Origin of the sequence: Alkalibaculum bacchi (assembly GCF_003317055.1) — a bacterium.
In the GTDB taxonomy this organism is placed as follows: Bacteria; Bacillota; Clostridia; order Eubacteriales; family Alkalibacteraceae; genus Alkalibaculum; species Alkalibaculum bacchi.
This window is the reverse complement of record NZ_QNRX01000027.1, coordinates 1-22978: the sequence shown is the minus strand read 5'-3', so window position 1 is coordinate 22978 and position 22978 is coordinate 1. Positions and strand designations below refer to the sequence as shown.

General features: G+C 36.2%; 14 protein-coding genes, 3 tRNA genes, 1 rRNA gene and 1 other annotated feature. Of the genes, 5 read left to right on the top strand and 13 right to left on the bottom strand.

What is annotated here, in order from left to right; translation table 11 throughout:
• Positions 1-120: 120 nt before the first annotated feature.
• From DES36_RS13975 to DES36_RS13950, 6 genes are all read right to left on the bottom strand, one after another.
• Positions 121-3549, bottom strand: coding sequence for a pyruvate carboxylase (locus DES36_RS13975; RefSeq protein WP_113921830.1), 3429 nt, complete (start codon positions 3547-3549; stop codon positions 121-123).
• Between the two features lie 396 nt (positions 3550-3945).
• Positions 3946-4872 (bottom strand): ABC transporter permease, encoded by a 927-nt coding sequence (locus tag DES36_RS13970; RefSeq protein ID WP_113921829.1) that lies wholly within the window; start codon positions 4870-4872, stop codon positions 3946-3948.
• Positions 4869-5933: an ABC transporter permease gene (locus tag DES36_RS13965; protein ID WP_113921828.1), complete on the bottom strand. Its 1065-nt coding sequence runs from the start codon at positions 5931-5933 to the stop codon at positions 4869-4871. The genes DES36_RS13970 and DES36_RS13965 overlap by 4 nt, the downstream gene beginning before the upstream one ends.
• Positions 5911-7443: an ABC transporter ATP-binding protein gene (locus DES36_RS13960; RefSeq protein ID WP_113921827.1), complete on the bottom strand. Its 1533-nt coding sequence runs from the start codon at positions 7441-7443 to the stop codon at positions 5911-5913. Before DES36_RS13960 ends, DES36_RS13965 begins: the two co-directional genes overlap by 23 nt.
• Before the next feature lie 503 nt (positions 7444-7946).
• Positions 7947-9062: a BMP family ABC transporter substrate-binding protein gene (locus tag DES36_RS13955; protein ID WP_113921826.1), complete on the bottom strand. Its 1116-nt coding sequence runs from the start codon at positions 9060-9062 to the stop codon at positions 7947-7949.
• Between the two features lie 149 nt (positions 9063-9211).
• Positions 9212-10519, bottom strand: a complete 1308-nt coding sequence (locus DES36_RS13950) for a glutamate-cysteine ligase family protein (protein ID WP_113921825.1) — start codon at positions 10517-10519, stop codon at positions 9212-9214.
• A gap of 165 nt (positions 10520-10684) precedes the next feature.
• Between DES36_RS13950 and DES36_RS13945 the strand changes: the two genes are divergently transcribed.
• Both DES36_RS13945 and DES36_RS13940 read left to right on the top strand, forming a co-directional pair.
• On the top strand, positions 10685-11260 hold the full coding sequence (locus tag DES36_RS13945) for a xanthine phosphoribosyltransferase (RefSeq protein ID WP_113921824.1): 576 nt from the start codon (positions 10685-10687) through the stop codon (positions 11258-11260).
• 415 nt (positions 11261-11675) lie between these two features.
• Complete coding sequence (locus tag DES36_RS13940; RefSeq protein WP_113921823.1) at positions 11676-12347, top strand: DUF421 domain-containing protein; 672 nt, start codon at positions 11676-11678, stop codon at positions 12345-12347.
• On the opposite strand, the gene DES36_RS13935 is transcribed toward DES36_RS13940, so the two are convergent.
• Together DES36_RS13935 and DES36_RS13930 are read right to left on the bottom strand one after the other, a co-directional pair.
• Positions 12312-12551, bottom strand: a complete 240-nt coding sequence (locus DES36_RS13935) for a hypothetical protein (protein WP_113921822.1) — start codon at positions 12549-12551, stop codon at positions 12312-12314. The two genes, DES36_RS13940 and DES36_RS13935, sit on opposite strands and share 36 nt — an antisense overlap.
• 359 nt (positions 12552-12910) lie before the next feature.
• A tRNA-Arg gene (locus DES36_RS13930) sits at positions 12911-12987 on the bottom strand.
• Between the two features lie 118 nt (positions 12988-13105).
• On the opposite strand from DES36_RS13930, the gene DES36_RS13925 reads away from it, so the two are divergent.
• Positions 13106-13708, top strand: a complete 603-nt coding sequence (locus tag DES36_RS13925; RefSeq protein WP_113921821.1) for a DUF3298 and DUF4163 domain-containing protein — start codon at positions 13106-13108, stop codon at positions 13706-13708.
• A 320-nt stretch (positions 13709-14028) separates the two neighbouring features.
• Here the strand turns inward: DES36_RS13925 and proS are convergent, their stop codons facing one another.
• Positions 14029-15468 carry a proline--tRNA ligase gene (gene proS / locus DES36_RS13920; protein WP_113921820.1) on the bottom strand — a complete coding sequence of 480 codons (1440 nt, stop codon included), beginning with the start codon at positions 15466-15468 and terminating at the stop codon, positions 14029-14031.
• A gap of 117 nt (positions 15469-15585) precedes the next feature.
• Positions 15586-15882, bottom strand: a binding site (T-box leader).
• Between the two features lie 465 nt (positions 15883-16347).
• Here proS and DES36_RS13910 point away from each other — a divergent pair.
• Both DES36_RS13910 and DES36_RS13905 read left to right on the top strand, forming a co-directional pair.
• Positions 16348-16437, top strand: a tRNA-Ser gene (locus tag DES36_RS13910).
• A gap of 42 nt (positions 16438-16479) precedes the next feature.
• A tRNA-Ser gene (locus DES36_RS13905) sits at positions 16480-16570 on the top strand.
• Between the two features lie 413 nt (positions 16571-16983).
• Here DES36_RS13905 and DES36_RS13900 read toward each other — a convergent pair.
• From DES36_RS13900 to rrf, 4 genes are all read right to left on the bottom strand, one after another.
• Positions 16984-17487 (bottom strand): hypothetical protein, encoded by a 504-nt coding sequence (locus DES36_RS13900; protein ID WP_113921818.1) that lies wholly within the window; start codon positions 17485-17487, stop codon positions 16984-16986.
• Between the two features lie 500 nt (positions 17488-17987).
• A complete protein-coding gene (serS, locus tag DES36_RS13895) occupies positions 17988-19259 on the bottom strand; it encodes a serine--tRNA ligase (protein WP_113921817.1) in 1272 nt (423 codons plus the stop codon).
• A gap of 487 nt (positions 19260-19746) precedes the next feature.
• Positions 19747-22461: a UPF0182 family membrane protein gene (locus tag DES36_RS13890; RefSeq protein ID WP_113921816.1), complete on the bottom strand. Its 2715-nt coding sequence runs from the start codon at positions 22459-22461 to the stop codon at positions 19747-19749.
• 383 nt (positions 22462-22844) lie between these two features.
• Positions 22845-22961, bottom strand: a 5S ribosomal RNA gene (gene rrf, locus DES36_RS13885).
• Positions 22962-22978: the final 17 nt, after the last annotated feature.

Here is a 22978-nt window from a genome sequence, read left to right as displayed (position 1 = left end):
GGCCTGCGGCCAGCGATCAGCTGCCACGGCTTGGGTATTCCACTGAGGTCAAAACCATTGCTCGCCCAAAGGCGAGCAATGGTTTTGCTGACCACCTTACCACCTTACCACCTTACCACCTTATTTAAGCGTAATAAGCAATTCCCCAGACTGAACACTTTGACCTGCTGCGATGAGAATATCATCTACTACCCCAGCTGTTGTCGTTACTACTTCTGTTTCCATTTTCATGGCTTCGATAATAGCTAGTGGTTGATTTACTTCTACTTTATCTCCTATTTTAACCAATACATCTACTACAGTACCAGGTATGCTTGAACCGATTTGTTGCGGATTTCCTTTTTCTGCCATTTGGGTGATTTTCTTGTGGATGACACTTAAGGATTTTTTGTCTTCGATAAAGATATCTCTTCTAAAGCCATCTACTTCAAATACTACCGGTCTTCTGCCCATCTCGTCTGTTTTACCTACTGATACTAATTTTACCATATAGCTTTTTCCAGTATCCACTTCGATCTGAGCAGCTTCTCCTTCTTTCAAACCATAGAAGAACACATGACTTTCCATTCTCATGTACTCATCGTATTGTGCAAAATATTCTACATATTCTTTAAATACCTTTGGATAAAGGGCAACAGATATAGCATCTTTATCATCTAGTTCTAATTTATAAGTGTCTTTGTATTGCTTCTTAATCTCTTCAAAATCTACGTCTTCTAATAATGTCCCTGGTCTTACAGTGATTGGTTCTTCTCCCTTTAATACTAATTTTTGTAGTTCAGGATCAAAACCGCCTTCTGGTTGACCAATCATGCCTCTATAGAAGTCCATTACAGAATCAGGGAAAGATAAGTTTTTGCCCTTCTCCAGTATATTTTCTTTGTCAAGATCATTTTGTACCATAAATATTGCCATATCGCCAACAACCTTAGAGGACGGTGTTACTTTTACAATATCGCCAAACAATTCATTGGCTTCAAGATACTTTTCTTTAACATCTGTAAATTTATGACCTAAACCAAAGCTTTCTACTTGTGCTTTTAGATTAGAATATTGGCCACCAGGAATTTCGTATTTGTAAATCTCTACGCTACCTGATTTTAAGCCAGATTCAAATTCCGAATACACTTCTCTAACAGAAGTCCAGTAGTCAGATAATTGTTGTAAAGCAGAAATATCCATACCAGTATCTCTTGGCGTATTTTCTAATGCTGCTACCACAGAGTTTAAGGCTGGTTGACTTGTCAAACCGCTCACACCATTTAAAGCAGTGTCTACAATATCTACCCCTGCTAATGATGCCATTATTACTGTAGCCACACCATTTCCTGTAGTGTCGTGAGTATGAAGTCTAACTGGAATATTCACTTCTTCTTTTAATGTTGAAATGAGCTTGTATGCAGCTGCTGGTTTTAACAAGGCTGACATATCTTTGATGGCTAGGATATGAGCTCCTGTCTCTTCAATCTCTTTTGCCATCTTTACATAGTAATCTAAATTGTATTTCGTTTTTTTCTCATCTAGAATATCACCTGTATAACACATTGCTACTTCAGCTATTTTATCTTGCTTTAAAACTTCTTCAATTGGCACCTTCATAGCTTCCATCCAGTTTAAGGAATCAAAAATTCTAAATACGTCGATGCCAGAGTTTGCAGATTGTTTGATAAATGATTTTAACACATTATCAGGATAATTTTTATACCCTACTGCATTGGCTCCTCTAAAAAGCATTTGCAACATTATGTTTGGAATTCTCTCTCTGATTTCCTCTAGTCTCTTCCATGGAGATTCTCTTAAATAGCGATAGCAAACATCAAAAGTTGCTCCTCCCCACATTTCTATAGAGAATAAATCTTTTGCTAAAACAGATGTAGCACGGGCAATTTTAATCATATCTCTACTTCTTACTCGAGTAGCTAATAAAGATTGATGAGCGTCTCTCATAGTCGTATCACAAATAAGTAGTTTGTCTTGAGATTTGATGTAGTCTACAATACCTTGTGGTCCTTTTTCATCTAAAATCTGTTTTGTTCCGTATAACATTTCAGTATGGTCCACTTTTGGTACAATAGGTAGATCGAAATCTGCTTTGTTTCCTGTTGTCTCGTTTACGACCTTTTCCCCTAAGAAGTTTAACAATCTTTTTTCTTCACTGCCTCTAAATCTCAATTTAAATAATTCGGGATTTTGGTCGATGAAGTTTGTATCACAGTCTCCATTAATAAATGTTGGATGTTCTAATACATTTATTAAGAAGTCTTTATTGGTTTTTACTCCTTCGATTTCAATTTCCTTTAGTCCGCGAACAGCTTTTGTTCTCGCTTTTTCAAAATCTTTTGCAAAGGCAGTCATTTTTACCAATAGAGAATCATAATAAGGTGAGATATATGCGCCAGTAAATCCATTTCCTGAATCTAATCGCAAACCATAGCCACCACCTGTACGGTAGACCTCTAATTTACCTGTGTCTGGCATAAAATTGTTTTGTGGATCTTCTGTAGTTATTCTACACTGGATAGCTGCACCACTGACCTGTACATCATCTTGGCTGGTAATGCCAATTTCGTTAGAATCTAATCGCAGCCCTTGAGCAATTAAAATTTGCGTTTGAACGATATCAATATCTGTAACCATTTCTGTAACAGTATGCTCAACTTGAATTCTAGGGTTCATTTCAATAAAGAAATGATCGCCATTTCTATCTACTAAAAATTCTACTGTACCTGCATTTCTATAGTTTACAGATCGAGCAATTTTTAAAGCATCCTCACAAATGGCTTGCCTTTGTTCTTCTGTAATACTTAAAGAAGGTGTAAATTCAATAATTTTTTGGTGTCTTCTTTGAATAGAGCAGTCCCTTTCAAATAAGTGTACTGCATTTCCGTAATTATCGCCTAATATTTGAACTTCTATATGTTTTGGCTGTTGAAGGTATTTTTCAATAAATATATCTCCATTGCCGAAGGCCTTGAGAGCTTCATTTTGAGCGGATTTGAAATCTTTAAGTAAGCTTTCTTCGCTCTCAACGATTCTCATTCCACGTCCACCACCACCAGCGGCTGCTTTTAACATAACAGGATAGCCTGCAATTTTAGCAAATTCTAGAGCATCTTTATCAGAAGTGATTGGCTTTTCTACGCCAGGAATCGTTGGAACGCCTACTTTATGAGCCACGATTTTTGATTGGATCTTATCTCCTAATTGCTCCATCATTTGATAAGTAGGTCCAATAAATGTAATGCCTTCTTTTTCACATTTGCGAGCAAATACTGGATTTTCTGCTAAAAACCCATAACCAGGATGAATAGCATCTACATTTTTCTTTTTAGCAAGAGAGATGATTTTATCCATATTAAGATAAGCATCTACTGGCCCTCTGTGATCTTCTATTAAATACGCCTCATCAGCTTTTCTTCTAAACAAAGATAGCTTATCTTCTTCTGCGTATATAGCAACAGTTGTTATACCAAGCTCCTTACAAGCTCGTATAATACGAATAGCGATTTCTCCTCTATTGGCAATAAGAACCTTATTAAACCTTTTCATACAAGACCTCCTTTTAGTTATGGAAAAATTTATTATTCTTTTCATTGTATCAAAAAATCATTATGATTAAAAGAATTTTCTGAAAATATACATGTATTTTAAATGATAATATGTTTTAACCATAGTTGAATGATTGTTAAGTAGTTATCGAGCAATGGTTCATTAGCAGAAGGTGGAAAGTCGAAAGTGGAAAAATTCTGGTCGGAAGCTTGGAAAAAGGCTGGTGGTCAGGTGGTCAGCAAAAACTTTTTGGGTCGGGCTCTCTAGTCTAAGATTCTTCGCTTCGCTCCAGAATGACAGGGATTCCGTCTCACAAGTCCTTTACTCGCCCGAAGGCGAGTTATGCCTTTGCTTACCACCTTACCACCTTACCACCTTACCACCTTACCACCTTAATTACCTTTCCTCCCTAAAATACGCTCGGCTTAGTTCTTTTGGTGGTTTGTTTTCTTTACTCTTCTTTAAAGACATGAAGATAAGTACTATGATCGTTGCAAGATAAGGCAACATATCTAAGAAATAAATAGATATGGGTAGACTGTATTTTTGAAGTCTAAAGCCAATTATGCTTAGTCCTCCAAAGAAATAAGCCCCTCCTATTGCTCGGTAAGGGTTCCAAAGAGAGAAAATAACTAAAGCTACTGCTATCCACCCCATACCTGCAGTGACTCCTTCTTGCCAAACAGGAACATATACTAAAGATAAATAACCTCCACCTAGACCACAGAGCGCTCCACCTAACATGATAAAGGCATACTTATACTTTAATACATTGATACCACTTGCGTCTGCTGCACCTGCATTTTCTCCAATCATTCTTAAATTCAAGCCAATATTGGTTTTATAAAGTAAAATACCTAGTAATATTACAATGATATAACTCATATATACATAGATATTTTGATTAAAAAGTATGTCACCTATTACAGGAATATCTCCTACTACAGGCAAGGATATCTGTCTAAAGAAGTGATTGATTTCTCCTGGCAATTTAAATCCTACTAATTTATCTCCTACGAAAGTAGCAAAGCCAGCACCAAAGGTAGTTAAAGTTAATCCCGTCACTTCTTGATTTGCTTTAAGGGTAACAGTCAGAAAAGCGTATATGAGTGCACCTATAGCACCTGCTATAGCAGCTGTAAAAACGGCCATAATAGGATCTGCTGTATTATAGCCTACCATAAAGCCCATAACGGCTCCCATTAGCATCATACCTTCAACACCTAAATTTAAGTGCCCTACTTTTTGTGTAATAATCTCTCCTAATGTGGCTAGTAATAAAGCAGTACCTGCTTGCACTGTTGCATGTAAGAAGGATATCATTTAAGAGCCTCCTTTATCTTTTTGTCACGAACAAATTTATATTTAATAAAAAACTCGCTACCTAGAACAAAAAACAAGATGATAGATTGAAGTATTTGGGCTACAGATGCTGAAATTTGAAAAGCTGTTTGTATATAAGATCCCCCTTGTTCTAACATAGCAAAGAGAAAACATACTACTACTGCAGCAGGTGCATTTAAGCCAGAAAGCCATGTAGTGATAACAGCCGTATAACCCATACCGCCTGTTAGCTCAACAGACAATGTACCGCTGATTCCCGACACTTGTATCATTCCTGTCAAGCCTACAATTCCTCCGCCAATGAGCATGGTTTTAAACATAGTGCTCTTAATACTAATACCTGCATATCTTGCCGTATTTTCACTTTCGCCGATAACGGCTAACTCATACCCTGTTTTTGTTCTCGTCATATAAATATAGACAAAAACTACTAATACTAAGGCTATAAGCCAACCTATATGTACACCAAATAATTTTGGCAATAAAGCGTTTTCCTCAAAGTTTGCGATTCTTGGAAAACCCATTGAATTGGGATCTTTCCACAAGCTGTATTGAAGATAAGTGATCCATTTCATTGCTACATAGTTCATCATAAGGGTAAATAAAGTCTCATTGGTACCAAATCTTCCTTTAAAATAAGCTGGGATAAGAAGCCAAATCCCACCCATGGTCATTGCGCCAATTGCCATTAGAATTAAAAGCAATGGTCTTGGCAGTGTATTAAAGTTAAGGGCAAAGAAAGTAGCACCAAATGCGCCCATAAAGATTTGACCTTCTGCCCCAATATTCCAAAATTTCATTTTATATGCCATCATCATTCCAAGAGAAGCAACTAATAGAGGAATGGCTATATTAATGGTTTCTGTCAATCTATACCCGCTCCCTAATGCTCCATCTATCATGGAAATATATACATCTAGAGGATTTTGTCCTGTAATGAGTAAAAAAATTCCGCTAAATACTAAGGCAGCAAGGATGGCAATAATTCGAACATATGTTGCTTTATTTCCTGTTAATTCATCTCTTTTTGCTATTCTCATCTATTTCCTCCACGATACCTGACATTAGTAAACCTAATTGCTCTCTCGTTGTAGTCTTTGCATCTACAATGCCTGTAATCATGCCATTATACAAGACTAAAATTCGGTCGCTCAGCTGCATCAATACATCTAAATCTTCTCCAATATAGAGAACTGCGATATCTTTTTGTTTTTGTTTATTTAAAAGATCGTAAACCAACATAGACGAGGCAATATCGAGGCCTCTAGATGGATAGGCAGTAATCATAACGCTTGGATCAGCTGCAATTTCCCTTCCAAGAAGGACTTTCTGAATATTTCCACCAGATAGCATCCGAACAGGATAATTATTAATACCTGGTGTAGATACATTTAACTGCTCTACAATGGTTATCGCTTTTTCTTTAGAGGTTTTTTTATGGAGCATAACCCCATGGTATTTTTGGTATTCTTTAAGTAAAACATTATCTACAATGTCCATAGATGCTACGAGACCCATTCCCAATCGATCCTCTGGAACAAAGCTCATGGTAATTCCCATTTTAATAATATCTCCAGGTTTTTTCCCACGAATGCTTCCGCCTTGATATAAGACATCACCAGAATGAATCTTTTCTAGACCTGCTAGAGCATCACAAAGTTCCTTTTGACCGCTACCTGCAATTCCCGCTACACCTAGGATTTCTCCACTGTACAGATCAAAGCTAATATTGTCGATTGCCTTTGTCCGATCCCCATGTAATACAGTCATGTTTTTGATCTCCATGACTTTTTTTCTAGAGCCTAAGGGAACCCTCTTAATGGACAAATCAATAGCTTCTCCTACCATTTCTTCCGTCAATTCATTGACATTCGTCTCATCTTTGATTAGGGTCTTTATAGACTGACCTTTTCTGAGGATGGTCACTTTATCGCTGATTTCCATTACCTCGTTTAATTTATGAGTTATAATGACTACGGCACATCCTTCTTTGGCCATATTGCGTATAATATCAAATAAACCTTCCGTCTCCTGTGGTGTCAGTACTGCTGTCGGCTCATCTAGTATGAGAACATCCGCACCGCGATAAAGAACTTTGAGGATTTCAACTCTTTGTTTTTCTGCTACAGACATATTGTAAACTTTTTTATCTGGATCTATTTCTAAGCCATATTTTACGGAAGTGGATTTAATCTTTTCCGTTAGTTCTTTACCTTTGACAAAGACCCCTTTGTTATAACCTGCAATAATATTTTCTTTAGCAGTCAAAACATCTACTAGCTTAAAGTGTTGGTGAATCATGCCAATTCCCAAATCAATAGAGTCTTTTGGAGAGCGAAGTCTCACTTTTTTTCCTCTAATATCTAGAGCCCCTTCATCAGGCACATAGATTCCCGATAGGATATTCATGAGAGTACTCTTTCCCGCACCATTTTCACCTAATAGAGAGTGAACCTCTCCTTTGTACAGATCTAGGTTTACATTACTTAAAGCTTTAACACTTCCAAAAGTTTTAGATATACTTTTCATTGAAACGATTTTCTCTGTCATTTATTCACCTCTGAATTAAGCGCCTTCGGCGCTTTAGTCGCTAGTGATTAGTCGATAGTCACTAGCATTCTGTATTCCTTTTGGGTCAGCTGTAGGGTCAAGATCCTTCGCTGCGCTCAGGATGACGCGGCCTGCGGCCAGCAATCAGCCGCCAGGGCTTAGGTATTCCACGGGGGTCAAAACCATTGCTCGCCTTCGGGCGAGCAATGGTTTTGCTTACCACCTGGGAGTAATACCTGATTTATCTTGCCCGAAGGGCTAGAGAAATCAAGTGGTATTACCCCTGTCAAGGTTGGCGAGGTTTGTAGCGACTATAAGGAGCTACAAGCCCGCAACCTACGACAGACCACCTTAATCAAACAAATAGAAGCCGAAGAATCCTGCATAACAAGATGTTCGACTCCACACTTTAGTTCTAAGATGTAAGTTCTAAGTTCTATGTAAAACCATTAGGTCACCGAAGGTGACTAGGTACATAGAACTTACAACATAGAACTTACAACTTATTGTGCTGGTATAGTTCCTACTACGCCTTCTACAAACCAGGTCATAGTAAGCATCTCTTGGTCAGTTAATTTTTGTCCTTCTTGAACTTTTACCGCACCTTTTTGATCTTTGATTGGACCTGTGAATACGTCAAATTCTCCAGAAACGATTCTTTCTTTTGCTTCGTCAACTTTCTCTTGTGCACCCCCTGGAGCTAATTCTGTCAGTTCATCTAAGCTTACAATGCCTGATTCTAAACCTTTCCAGTATGGTTCATTTGTCCAAGTACCATCTAATACTTTTTGTACTGCATCTACATAGTACTCTCCCCAGTTCCATAATGGAGCGGTAATATAAGCATTTGGTACAGATTCTTTCGCGCTTAGATTATAACCTATTGATGTTGCTCCCTTTTCTTGAGCAGCAACCATAGGTGCTGTTGAATCTTGATGTTGAGCTGTTACATCAGCGCCTTCAGCGAGTAGTGCTTCTGCTGCAGCTTTTTCTGTAGTTGGGTCATACCAAGTATTTGTCCATCTTACGTGAACTTCTGCATCTGGGTTTACAGATTTTACACCTAATGTAAAGGCATTGATTCCTCTAATAACTTCAGGTAATGGGAATGCTCCAACATAGCCGATAACATTTGACTCTGTTTTCATCCCTGCTACAATACCCGATAAATATCTCGCTTGATACATTCTTCCAAAATAATTTGTCATGTTTTCTGCTTTTTCATATCCTGAGCAATGTGCAAAAGTTACTTCAGGGAATTCTTTTGCTGCTTCTAGAACACCATCCATATGACCAAAGCTTGTAGCGAAAATCATATTAGCGCCTTGATCCACCATTTCACGGATTGTCTTTACTACTTCTCCTTTTTCTTCAGGAATATTTTCTTTGTAGATGGTCTTTATCTTGTCTCCCATTTGCTCCTCTAAGTAAACTCTTCCATTGTCATGAGATGTTGTATAACCACCATCATTAATTGGTCCAATATAGATGAAACCAACCGTTAGCGGCTTTGTGCTATCTTCTTGTGTTCCATTTTTCTCTGACTTATTGTTTGAGCATCCTAATGTTGTAGCAGCTAATAAAGCTACGATTAAAAAAACAATACTAAAACGTTTCATTTTTCTCCCCCTAAAAATCATCTTTTTAAAACCTTAACTTTGAAGCTAAATAGGTACGTATATTTTTGTCAATTTCAAAATTAACGTTCGTCTTATATTGATTATATTTTATTCGTATGCTTTTTTCAACTACTTTTACGTAAATTTATTTAATTCATCCCAAAAATGTTCAGATTTTTAGGAGATAATACATCAATAGCTAAAGCTTCAAATATTGATTTTTCTTTTTTTAGTAATTCCTTAGAATAAGAGGCTAAATTTATATGATTTTTTTGAAGCTCAATTAAAATATCAATATATTTTCGTTCTTCAGGATGTACTACATCTAAAGCCCTCATTAACAGAGTCTCCACCATTTTAGTAATCGCTTTAATGGCTTCTTTTTCACCTGTAATCAAATTTTCTCTCAGGGTCTCTATTTGTGCTGTAGTAGATTTTAAAGATTCACTATAAAAGTACTCTAAATTGTCTGAGTGATACATAATAGATTTCCACAGTATAGCAGAAGATAGATTATAAGGATAAGGTACACTATCACTCATTCTGATTTCGATGTACTTTTTTGTTCGCACATCAGGGAATACCATTGAAAGCAAATGCTCGATTTGCTCAATGTTCATTTCTATATGTTCATATACTTCTTTAGCCGGTTTGGGGCCAGTAAAAACAAGTTTGCTATCTAATAAAGCAATAATACACGGTCTTTCAAGGATATAATCCGCATACTCTTCGTAGCCAAAATCTTTGTCTAAAACACCTGGAGTCAGTCTACTTCGATCATTGTCCATATTATTCCATATTTCAACTCTCGCGCCATTTCCCTCATGAATATTTCCTTCGAATATTGGTGAATTGTCATATAAATAAGAAATAGCTGGCGACAAATAATTTGCAACTCTATTCTTTTTAATATAGTCCTCTTCACTAGTATAATCCACAGATATTTGAAGAGAAGCAGATCCCTTCATCATATTTAAGGCGTACTTGCCTCGTTTGCTCAAATACTCTGACATATATTTGTACCGTTGTTTTGGAATCATTGGAATATCAGCAATTTTTTCTATAGGTCGATATCCTATAGAAAGAAGGCTGTAATTTTTTGATTCTAAAATAGGATATATATCCTTGATAAAAGAAAAATATCTTTCTTTTATTTCGTCTATAGTGTCGCAATTTTTTATGCTTAATTCCAATTGTGCTCCGGGCTCTAAAGTAATACTATCGCCATTTTTCACTATATTGAGTAGTTTGGGTTCGTCATCGATCTTGGTCCAACCCTTTGAAAGAAGCTGTTCCATAACTTCTTCAACACCCCTCTCATAGTGAACAGATTTAAAACTTTCTTTATAAACAACAATGTGTTCAAACTCTAATCCTAGAGAATAGGCACCATCTGTTTTTTCTCCACTTTTGATGTACTTGATTATTTTGTTTTTATTTATTTTATAGTAATTCATGGTACAACTCCTCTCATGTAATTGTATGATACCACAATTCAAACTGTTGTAAATCGAGTTTCAAAATAATTCTCTTATTTATTTTTCTATAACTTAAGGTTATAATGATAGGAACATTGTCAAACTATTATATACATAGATATTTGCATTAATAAGGAGGAAACGATGAATTTATTAAAGGACAAAATACTAACAGACGGGCACGCCATTGGAAGTAATATCTTAAAAGTAGACTCTTTTCTCAATCATCAAATAGACGTAAAACTTTTAGATGAAATAGGAAAAGTATTTTATGAGAGATTTAAAGAAGATCGTATCACAAAAATTTTAACTATTGAAGCTTCCGGCATTGCCTTAGCAGTTATTACTGCTCAATATTTTGATAATATACCTGTAGTATTCGCCAAAAAGACAGAATCATTAAACTTGGATAAAGATCTTTATACTAGTGAAGTTTATTCCTTCACAAAAAATAAATCCTATAAGATTATGGTATCCAAGAAATATATAAATTCTACAGACAGGATTTTAATTATAGATGATTTTCTGGCTAATGGAAAAGCCATCTTAGGATTAAAGGAAATCATCGATCAAGCTAATGCTACTCTTGCAGGAGCAGGTATCGTCATAGAAAAAGGCTTCCAAGAAGGCGGAGATATCATAAGAGACATGGGAATAAAAATAGAATCTCTTGCAATTATCGATTCTATTGAAGATGGAGTGGTTACATTTAAGAACTAAGCTTAGCAGAAAGCGGAAAGTGCCTGCGGTGCAGTAGTCCCCTGTCATCAGTCTCTAGCCACTAGTATTAGGGTATTCCTTTAGGGACAAGATCCTTCGCTTCGCTCGAGGATGACTATAGCAGGAGCTATGGCTGGCTTCGGGCGTCTTTCTTTTAGTGCCAAAGGCACATTTTGACTCTATTTGCTGCTTTTGTCATCCTTGAGGCTTTAGCTCAAGGATTTTGCTTTTCTCGAACTTGCTCCGAGGTCAGTTTGGTTTTCCCGTCCAACCGTCCAACGAACCAACCGTTTCCAACTACACAAGTTCCGCTTTCAGCTTTCAGCACAATTCACTTTATACGTCATGCTTATTTCTTACATAATTGTTACTCCATTAGCCATACTACTAAAGACTATAACAGTAGGTGATCACTTTGGAGTACTATAATATTGCACTTGAATTAGTAGTTGGATATATTTTATTATTTATAGCCACTAAGATCCTTGGTAAAACTTTGCTAACTCATATTACAACTTTTGATTTTATTTGTTCCATTATCTTAAGTGAGTTAGTAGGGAATGCACTTTATGATGATGAATTGGGTATTTCCTTTATTTTATTTGCTATTATTATTTGGACTGTTCTCATAACAACTACAGAATTAATAACCCAAAAATTCCGTAAGACGAGAGATTTTTTAGAAGGGAAACCCTCTATTCTTATAAACCACGGTAAATTATCCTTTGAGGAGATGAAAAGAAATCATTTAGATATCAATCAGCTGCTACACCTCCTTCGTTCAAAAGATGTATTCACTATGAGAGAGGTACAATACGCTATTTTAGAAGCAAATGGTTGCTTAAGCGTTCTAAAAAAGAATAGTGAAGATTCAATAAAAAAACAAAATAGTCAACAATCAAAGAATGGTCCATTCCTTGCTATTACGCTTATTTCAGACGGCGAATTGATTCAAGAAAATCTAGATGAAATCAGTCTCACTAAAGATTACTTAGAAAAAGAACTAAAAAAACAAAATCTGACCATTAAAGAAGCCCTATATGTAGAATGGTTAGAAGGAGAAGGCTTGTATATTCAGGGGTATTAAAAAAAGCGATTTCATCGCTTTTTTTAGGTGGTAAGCAAAAGCATACTCGCCTAAAGGCGGGATGAGATTTTGACGCCAGAGGAATACCCAGACCCTGACGGCTGAACACTGATTGCTGGCCGCAGGCTCCGCCGCCCTGAGCGAAGCGAATGTTCTAGCTGCAAAGTCTAATGATTTCTCACTCAAAATATTTTCTTTATACATTATCGTATTCTCCCAATAATTTGATATTCAAAAGTGTAAAATTTCTCAATGAAAAATGAACAATGAACATTGAATAGTACAAATATGCGACATTTATTATCGTGTCTAGCATAAGCTGTAAATTATTCATTGTTCATTGTTCACTGTTCATTGCGACGAAAGTCGCATATTTGGCGCGCCCTGAGACTGCCGCTGCGCGTCAGACTTGCTTCGTCGTATAGCTCCTCGCAATCTCGTCATTTTCAAATATGCATTTAGCATATTTGAATGGCTTTGCCACCACTCCTCGTCCCTCTCAGAGTTCGAATCTCTCGGGCTTACAACATAAAAAGCCCTCTCATAAATGAGAGGGCTTTTTATGGCGCGCCCTGAGAGATTCGAACTCCCGATCTTCCGGTTCGTAGCCGAACGCTCTATCCAGCTGAGCCAAGGGCGCGCAATTTTGTTTGCAAGATGTATTATAGCACAGAGAATAATTAATTTCAAATAAAATTAACAAAAATATTATTACTGGAATATATTGATATAACAAATATATTTAGGTGGTGGAGATATTGACCAGTAAATTTCCTGTGGTTATTCGTACATTAAGTTATTGTACCCAAAATATAAATTTTTATTACCCTGCAGTATACATTCCTAATAATAGCTATGTTCAAGGGCTTATTAATTTTACAATCTATGAAAATATGCTAAGGTTAAGCAAAAATCTAATGGTTCCAGACATTCCTACTTATGTTACAGGCTCTTATGAATTAAAAAACAATCAAAAGGGTGTCTTAACTCTGTCTTTAATAGGCTTTGCAGAATTCGGAGGCGCTCATCCTATGACCATGATTAAATCACTAAACTTTGATCTTAGTACTGGCAAAGATATTCCATTTTATGAATTATTTAAACCTAATAGCAATTATATTGCAATTTTGTCTGAGATGGTATTAGAAGAATTAAAAAAGCAAGATATTATGCTATTTGAAGACTATCCTGGTGTAAAACCAAATCAAGACTACTACATCGCAGACAAAGCACTTGTAATATACTTCCAATTATACGAAATAGCACCATATGTAGTAGGCTTCCCATATGCTGTAATACCAATTTATAGCATCATGGATTTAGTACAAGAAGGTGGATTGCTTGATAAGGTGGTAAGGTAGTAAGGAAATATGCGACTTACGTCGCAATGAACGATGAACATAGAACAATGAACAATTAAAAATATGTAAAAGCTAGTAATTAGTCGCATATTTGCACTGTTCAATGTTCAGTGTTCATTTTTCAATGTTCAATTTAAGATTTAGAATTATTATAAAGTCTTTCTAGCATAATGAGTATAACTTAGTAGTTAGTACGCAGAGATCCTTCGCTTACGCTCAGGATGACTAGGGCAGGAAACTTGGGTCTTTTTCTCGCCTTAAGGCGAGCAAGCTTTTAAGGTTTTCCTGACCACCTAAAAAAGGCGATGAAATCGCCTTTTCTAATACGCTCTTGCAAAGTAGGCCATGTCTTCTGCCTTTTTACTACAGCAAATGCATGAACCATCTCCAATGATTTCTTGTTCAAAAGGTATGCATCGAAGAGTTGCTCCCGTTTCTTCTTTTATTTTGTCTTCACAGGCTCTATCTCCACACCACATTGCTTTAATAAAGCCCGGGTTTGCTGCTAAGTTTTCTTTGAATTCCTCTAAATTTATAGCTATTGATGTTTTTTGTTCTCTTCTTTCTAATGCTTTTTGGAAAAGATTGTTTTGAATTTCATCAAGTAATTTTTCTACTGTTACATCTAAATCATCTAGTGAAACTTGAATTTTCTCGCCGTTATCTCTTCTGGCTAATACGCATTGATTACTTTCAATATCTCGTGGTCCTATTTCTAAACGAATTGGAACACCTTTCATCTCCCATTGATTGAATTTCCAACCTGGAGAGTATCCATCCTGATCATCAATTTCTACTTTGAATTTTTCAGCTAATTTATTTTTGATTTCCCATGCTTTGTCGAGAACGCCCTCTTTATGTTGAGCTACAGGAATAATTACTAATTGAGTAGGTGCAATTTTGGGTGGAAGAACTAGACCGTTGTCATCTCCATGTACCATAATCAGTGCACCTATTAATCTTGTAGAAACTCCCCAAGATGTGTGATATGGGAATGCTTGATTATTTCCTCTATCTAGATATGTGATTTCAAACGCCTTAGTAAAGTGCTGTCCTAAATTATGAGAAGTGCCTGATTGAAGAGCCTGGCCATCGTGCATTAAAGCTTCCATAGTATATGTTTCTGCTGCTCCTGCAAATCGTTCCTTTTCACTTTTTCTACCGACAACCATTGGTATGGCCATATATTGTTCTGCTACATCTCTATAAATACCTAACATTTGCATTGTTTCTTCTTGAGCTTCTTCAGCCGTTTCATGTAGGGTATGTCCTTCTTGCCATAAGAATTCAGATGTTCTAAGGAAAGGTCTCGTTGTCTTTTCCCAACGGACTACACTACACCATTGATTGTATAGAAATGGCAATTGTCTGTATGTGTTTAACCATTTAGAATACATGCTACAAATAATTGTTTCAGAAGTAGGACGTACAGCCAATCTTTCCCCTAATTCCTTGCCACCGCCATGAGTAACCCAAGCCACTTCAGGTGCAAAGCCTTCTACGTGCTCTGCTTCCTTTTGTAAAAGACTTTCAGGAATTAAAAGTGGGAAATACATATTTTTATGTCCCGTTTCTTTAAACTTTTTATCGTATTCACTTTGAATGTTTTCCCAAATAGCATATCCATATGGGCGGATGACCATAAATCCCTTTACTGGCGAATAATCTACCATTTCTGTTTTAGAGATTACATCCGTATACCATCTTGCAAAATCTTCATCTCGTGGCGTAATTGCCTCTACTTTTTGTTTTTTAGCCATTATATCCTCCTGTTTTTAATTAGAATGTTTTTAGGTGGTAAGGTAGTAAGGTGATCACCTGACCACCTTAGAAAATTGGTTCGCAATTTTCTCATAAAGAAACCGCCCTTCAAAATATTGAAGGACGGATTTATTTCCGCGGTACCACCTTTATTAGCTTTCCAACCATGAGAAACACGCTTCGCGAGTTTTCATGGTTACGTGAGCAGTCGCCAAATGTCTGCAAGCAACCGCTTGGCTCGTTGCCTTCACGATAAATAAAGCTCCACTTAATTCATGTAACGCATGATCTGCGACTATGGCTTTCACCTGTAGCTCCAAGATAGGTTCCACACTCTTCCTTACAAATCTCCCACCTTTGATTCGCTCTCTTTAAATTCAGAAATGTGTACTAATCCTTTTCAACGCTTTAGTATAATTTTCTTACAATTGACTATATTATAATTAAGGGTTTGCTTAATGTCAATGGTTTATTTAAGGTGGTCAGGTGGTCAGCAAAGGCTTAAAAGCAGGTGGTAAGGTGGTAAGGTGGTCAGCAAAGGCATTTCTAGGGTTGGGCTTTGGGGTCTTAGATCTTTCACTTCGCTCAAGATGACTCCTGTGGGAGCTTGAGTGGCTTCTGTTGGGTGAGTTTTGCGTCAAAGATCCTTGCTTCGCTCAGAATGATCGGGCGGAAGCCCAGGTTATTGCCTCGCTTAAAGGCGAGGTATGGTTTTTTCCGCTTTCCGCATTCGGCTTTCAGCCTTTAAGTTTTTCCCGTCCAACCAAAAACTTTCCGCTATAATAACATATCATAACAACAAAACAAAAAATAATTAAAAAGTTCTTTTTTCTTATTGACACTTGTCCTAGGGGATGCTATAATAAATCTTGTTCTTCCGAGAGGTACCGAAGTGGTCATAACGGGGCGGTCTTGAAAACCGTTAGGGTCAAAAGCCCACGTGGGTTCGAATCCCACCCTCTCGGCCATTTTTTTTAACTAAATAAATAATTTAAAACAGAAGGCAATGAGGAGAAGTACTCAAGAGGCTGAAGAGGCGCCCCTGCTAAGGGTGTAGGTCGGGTAACCGGCGCGAGGGTTCAAATCCCTCCTTCTCCGCCAGTTATAAAATCAATTAGACAGAATTCTATAATAGGAGTTCTTTTTTTATATGAAAAAACAGGAGGGATTTGAACCCCAAGGGGGACTTGTACCGTTAAGAAAACATGCTAAATGCATGTTTTTAGGCGCAAGAGGGCGCAGCATTTATGCAAGCCCAGCAGACGCGTAGCGGATGCCCTCCTTCTCCGCCATATATGCAGCTAACGCTGCAATGAATAGTGAACAATGAATAATGAACATCTTATGCTAGACACAAAATGCTGCATATATGTACTATTCAATGTTCAGTGTTCATTTTTCATTTTTCCATGAAAGCTCTTAGTATTTAATTTCTTCCTCATAGTTTAAAAATAGCTATTTATATCCTCAATTTCGAAGAGTGTTCCACTTTCCGCTTTCCACATTCAGCTTTATTATTTCCTCATAGCCCTAACCGTACACTTACTTATTAACTGCTCCCCAGTTCCTATATACTCTAGAGTACCTGACCAATTGTTTTTATCCTCTATTTGGCCTGTTATTTTCAATTCTACGATTTTTAAATCTACTCTTAGATTAAAGACTTGGTCGTTGTGTACGCTCTCTATAACTGGGTAAATTTCGTTTACTATTAACGAATCGTTTTTCATGCTAATTGTATAGCTACTTGGTTGCTTATACATATCAAAATTAGGCCTTCCTAAATCGTCGTATTCATAATTGACAATATCTCTGTAATATAATTCCCACTGACCTATTAAGTAAATATCAGAACTTTTTAGTAATTCTAACTCGGTTTGTTCACTTTTCACAGTCTTAACTTTGTTTTCTTCTTGCTTGGGAACTTCATTTAGAACACAGGATTTTATAAAGATTAAAAAAGCTACTAAGATAATAGCTATAAGAAGGATTTTTATGATTTTAATTTCTTTCTTCATTCAGATCTCTCCAATATATACAAATACTATTTCTCGCTATTTTATTTATATTGTGAGCTATCTTTATATAGAACAAAAACAGTAGTAGAAATTTTTTGATTAGACGGTTGTTCGTTGGAGGGAAAATCTTTTCTCACCTTTAGGCGGGTTGATGTGAGATCCTTCTCTTTGCTTCAGGATGACTTAAGCAGGAGCTTGGGTCAAATATGCGGCTTACATCGCAGTGAACAATGAATATTTGGCAGTATATAAAGGCTGATGACAACAAAAATGGGCTCCATAGGAGCCCAAAGGTAATTTTATATTTTCTATCTTACAATTATCTGCTTTGTCAATCTAAGGCGAAACAGCGAGGCACCGTTCCCACAATTTCTCACGTTTAGGCGAGTGTCTCTTCAGCTCTCTGCATTTTTCATTCCCATTCCTATATTGTCTTAGGAGTTCCGCTTTCAGCATTCAGCTTTCTTCTTTTTAGGTTTTTCCCGTTCAACCGTCCAACCTTATTTTATTTCAGCAATTCCCCTCATATAAGGCACCAACGCTTCTGGGATTTCTACTGTCCCGTCTGCTCTTTGGTAGTTTTCTAGTATTGCTGCTAGAGTTCGTCCTACTGCAAGACCTGAGCCGTTTAAAGTGTGAACAAATCTTGTTTTCTTCGTAGATATATCTCTAAATCGAATATTTGCTCTTCTCGCTTGATAATCTTCAAAATTAGAGCAAGAACTGATTTCAACGTATCTACCATAGCTTGGCATCCAAACTTCTATGTCGTAGGTTTTTGCAGAGCTAAAGCCTAGGTCTCCTGTGCATAGTTCTACCACTCTGTAAGGAATCTTTAATAGTTGAAGAATTTCTTCTGCATCCTTTGTCAGCTTCTCTAGTTCATCGTATGATGTGTCAGGATGTGCAAATTTAACCATTTCTACTTTATCAAATTGATGGTTTCGAATAAGCCCTCTTGTATCTCTTCCTGCTGAACCAGCTTCTTTTCTAAAACAAGGTGTATAAGCTGCAAACTTAATAGGTAAATCTTCTTCGCTTAGGATTTCATCTCTGTAGTAATTGGTAACTGGTACTTCTGCAGTAGGGATTAAATAGAAATCTCTATCCGAGTTTAGTTTGAAAGCATCTTCTTCAAACTTTGGAAGTTGTCCAGTTCCTGTCATACTGTCTCTATTGACCATAAAAGGTGGTGACATTTCTGTATAACCGTGATCGACTGCATGTACTGCTAGCATGAAGTTAATAATGGCTCTTTCTAATGTTGCACCTAGACCTTTGAAAATAGTAAATCTTGCTCCAGTAATCTTTGATGCTCTTTCAAAATCTAATATATCTAAATCAGTTCCTAAGTCCCAATGTGCTTTTATCTCAAATTCAAAATCTTTTGGAGCACCCCATTTTCGAACTTCTACATTTTCCGAATCGTCTTTCCCAATAGGAACCTCTTTATTTGGTGTATTAGGTATGTTTAAAAGAGAGAGCTTTATTTCCTCATCTATTTTTCTTACATCTTCATCTAAACCCTTTATTTGAGCTGATAATTCCTTCATACTATTTAATAAATCTGTACAATCTTTCCCCTCTTTTTTAAGCATGGGTATTTCTTTAGAGACTTTATTTTGTTTTGCTTTCATCTCTTCTACTTTTACCAAAATGCTTCGTCTCTCTTCGTCTAGCTTTAAAACTGGAGATAGATTATAATCGCCTTTCCTTTTTAAGAGTTCACTAACTTCCTCTTGATTTTCCCGTATTTTCTTAATATCCAACATTTTATTAACAGCTCCCTAATATTTGTTCTAAGCTTTATGTTATAGGTTCTAAGTAAAAGCTTAAAGCAAGAACTTTATTATTCCATAAGAAATTATCCCTTAATTCCTTAAGGGATAATTTTACTTTCTATTGTTACTAATTATAAAGTAGTTGTGTGATTATTTCAAGTGATTTGTAAGGTGGTCAGGTGGTCAGGTGGTCAGCAAATATGCGACTTACGTCCCAATGAACGATGAATATAGAGCGATAAATAATTAACAATACATAAAAGCTATGTAAATAGTCCCATATTTGTACTGTTCAGTGTTCATTTTTCAATGTTCAATTTAATATTATTAACTATTATAAAGCTACTTTGATACTTGATATATACCGTGAATAGGTAGTTTGTAGGGATCCTTCGCTTCGCTCTAGGATGACTGAGGTCACCTCTCTTAGGTCTTTATCTCGCCCGAATGCGAGTATGGTTTTTCCCGTCCAACCAATTCAGCTATTTTCCAGCTTATTTAAAATCTTTTCTAGTTCTTGTAGGTATTTTCCATAATCGGTCCAATTTCCTGATTTTTGGGCTTCTTGGGCCCTTTTGAGGAGATTATTAGCTTCTCTTATTAGGTCGTTGATATGATCCAATTCTTTAGGCTCTTCTTGTTTCTCTTCTGAAGCACCAAATAACTTTTGGAGAGATTTAGCTAAAGTATCTTCCATTATGATCTTATTGGCATAGGATACAATCACCTTTTTGACCTCTGGCAAGCTTCTCTCTGCTTCACTGGATGAGAGATATACTGGTTGCACATAAAGAATTGAGTTTCCTACTGGTATTACAAACATATTTCCTCGCATAATTTGGGAGCCTTGTTGCCCTAACAAAGTGAGTTGAGGAGAAATATTAGTATCTTGATCAATCCGCTGCTCGATTTGCATAGGCCCATAAGCTAAATTTTGTTTGGTAAATTTGTATACTACTAATTTACCAAATTCTTCTTTATCATTCATAGCGAGCATCCATCCTACAAGATTATCTTTTTCTTTTGGGGTGTATGGGATCATCAAGATAAATTCTTCTCTATCCTTTTCTGGTCGTTTCATAATCAGATAGATGGATTCTATACTTTCGCCTCCAACTTCTTCTTCATAGACTTGATTTGCAATTTCCCATTGGTCTTGTTTATTATAGAATACTTTAGGATTATTCATATGATAAGTTGTATAAACATTGGATTGTATATCAAACATCTCCTGAGAATATCGAATATGCTCTCGTATCGATTCTGGCATATGAGCTATAGGTTCAAACATTCCAGGGTAAATTTTATTATATACATTAATAATCGCATCTTGTTGATCTACTTGGTAAAAATCCACGTTGCCATTGTATGCATCTACAACTACCTTTACGGAATTTCTAATATAATTAAATGTATTTTCTTTATTATAAGGCTGAGAATAGGGATAACGATTGCTTAAAGTAAAACCATCTATAACCCAGTACAATTTGCCATTTGCAACTACGATATAAGGGTCTTCATCATAAGACAAAAACGGTGCAATAGCATTTACTCGATGCATAATGTTCCTACGGATATGCATTTTACTTTGAGAATTTATTTCAGTACTTAATAAAATCTTCGAATCTCCATGATACAAGGCAAAGGCTGATCTATTGAATAAATTTAGTGGAATTCCACCTGTACCATCATACTCATTTTCCATATTTTCACTGCGTTGACGATAGTCAAATTCCATAGTCTTCCCATTAGTAATGACGTAATCATCTGTAGATTCCCCATAATAAATTCGTGGCTCTGCAATCTGCAAAGATTCTACACTTGTTACAGGTGGAATATCTTCTACGATTAACGTAGGTTGACCACTCTCATTGACTGTATTTACAGCAGATACAGCTACGCCAAAACCATGAGTATATTTTAAATGCTGGTTAATCCAATTCTGCGCTTTATCTTCTAATTTTTGGTTGTTCATCTCTCTCGCTGAAATAAACACTTGCGTATATTTCCCATCTATATAGTACCTGTCAATATCTACATCATTAAATTCATAATAAATTCTAAATCCTTGTATGGAATTATACATATCTAATGTAGGACGATAGTCGTTTATTGGAATATTATCAATAGTAAGCTGATTATTTTTAATATCTTGGACGTTTATCTCATCATCTAAATCAAATGCTTTTTCCTCTACTTGACTAATCCCATATGCCGCTTGAGTGCTCGTAATATTTTGCATAAGATAAGGTTCTTCTTTCGCATATTCATTTGGCGCAACGATTAGTTGCTTTACACCTATGGTGATCAAAGTCCCCATTAAAGTTATACTAATAATCAGAATAGGTCCAATCATTATTCTCTTAATCTTCCTCTGAAAACCAAAGATAATAGAGCATACTCCTACTATAAATGCTACAATACACAAAACCTTATACAAAGGCAAAGTAATATTTGCATCTATATAGCTGGCTCCGTATACGATGCCAGTATTAGAATACACTAAGGTATAAGACTGAATATAATAATGAAAAGACATAATAAAAAAGAAAAGACCTAAAAAAACACCAATTTCCTTGCCAGCAAAATTACCAAAATCAACTATCCAAGCTTTAAAGCTGCTGCGATTATTTTTAACACTTTCAATGCTTTTATATGGATTGCTTAGATACAAGAACGCAGTAAAAAGAATTGTTACAATAGCGAAAAGAAGTAATATAAAAATGAATATATCAAGTAATTGTTCTAAAAAAGGTAATTGAAATATAAAAAACGAAATATCTTTATTAAATAAAGGATCCTTTACATTAAAATGAACTGTATTCTTAAATTTTAAATAATCATACCAAATAGAATTGGTCGTTATTGCAGTTACAAGGAATGAAATAGCAATACCAAACAAAGCAATCAGCCTTGTATTTGGTCTAAATTTGACCTGTAAAATTCTCTTTAAAATAGACTTGGTTAAAATCTTTAAATATAACACAAAAAATAGCAAAGAAAGAATAAATAGAGGAACACTAACTTGAATCTTAGTAACAAATTCTTTCATAAATACATCTGTGTACCCAAGAGATTTAAACCACAAATAATCTACATAAAAATGATTCATAGACAAAAACAAGACAATTATAATGATTATGATAGCAATAACAGAAAATAATATCCCCTTTGAAACACCTCTTTTATTCATGAATGCCTCCCTTATATATCCATGTGATAAAAATATTCTTATAATAACTATATTGATTATTAAGAGAATTAGCACAGAAAAATGCAGGTGGTAAGGAAGGTGGTCAGGTGGTCAGGTGGTAAGTCAGGTGGTAAGGTGGTCAGGTGGTCAGGTGGTCAGGAAAAGCAAAAGCCACCAGCGGTGGCTAAAAGATAAAACCTTCACTAAACAATGAAAAAATGAACACTGAACATCGAACAGTACAAATATGCGACCTCTCTATTAAGTCCTTCATATATTGTTCACTATTCATTGTTCAGTGTTCATTGTTCACTGCGACGTGAGTCGCTTAGTTCGACAGAAAAAAAGACCCCTGATAATCAGAGGCCTTTCTTTACTAAACAAATCCGCAACGTCCTATTCTCCCAGGGCGTCACCACCCGAGTACCTTCGGCGCTGGAGGACTTTACTTCTGTGTTCGGTATGGGAACAGGTGTAGCCCCTCCGCTATTGCCGCGGAATGTGTTAGTTCTAAGTT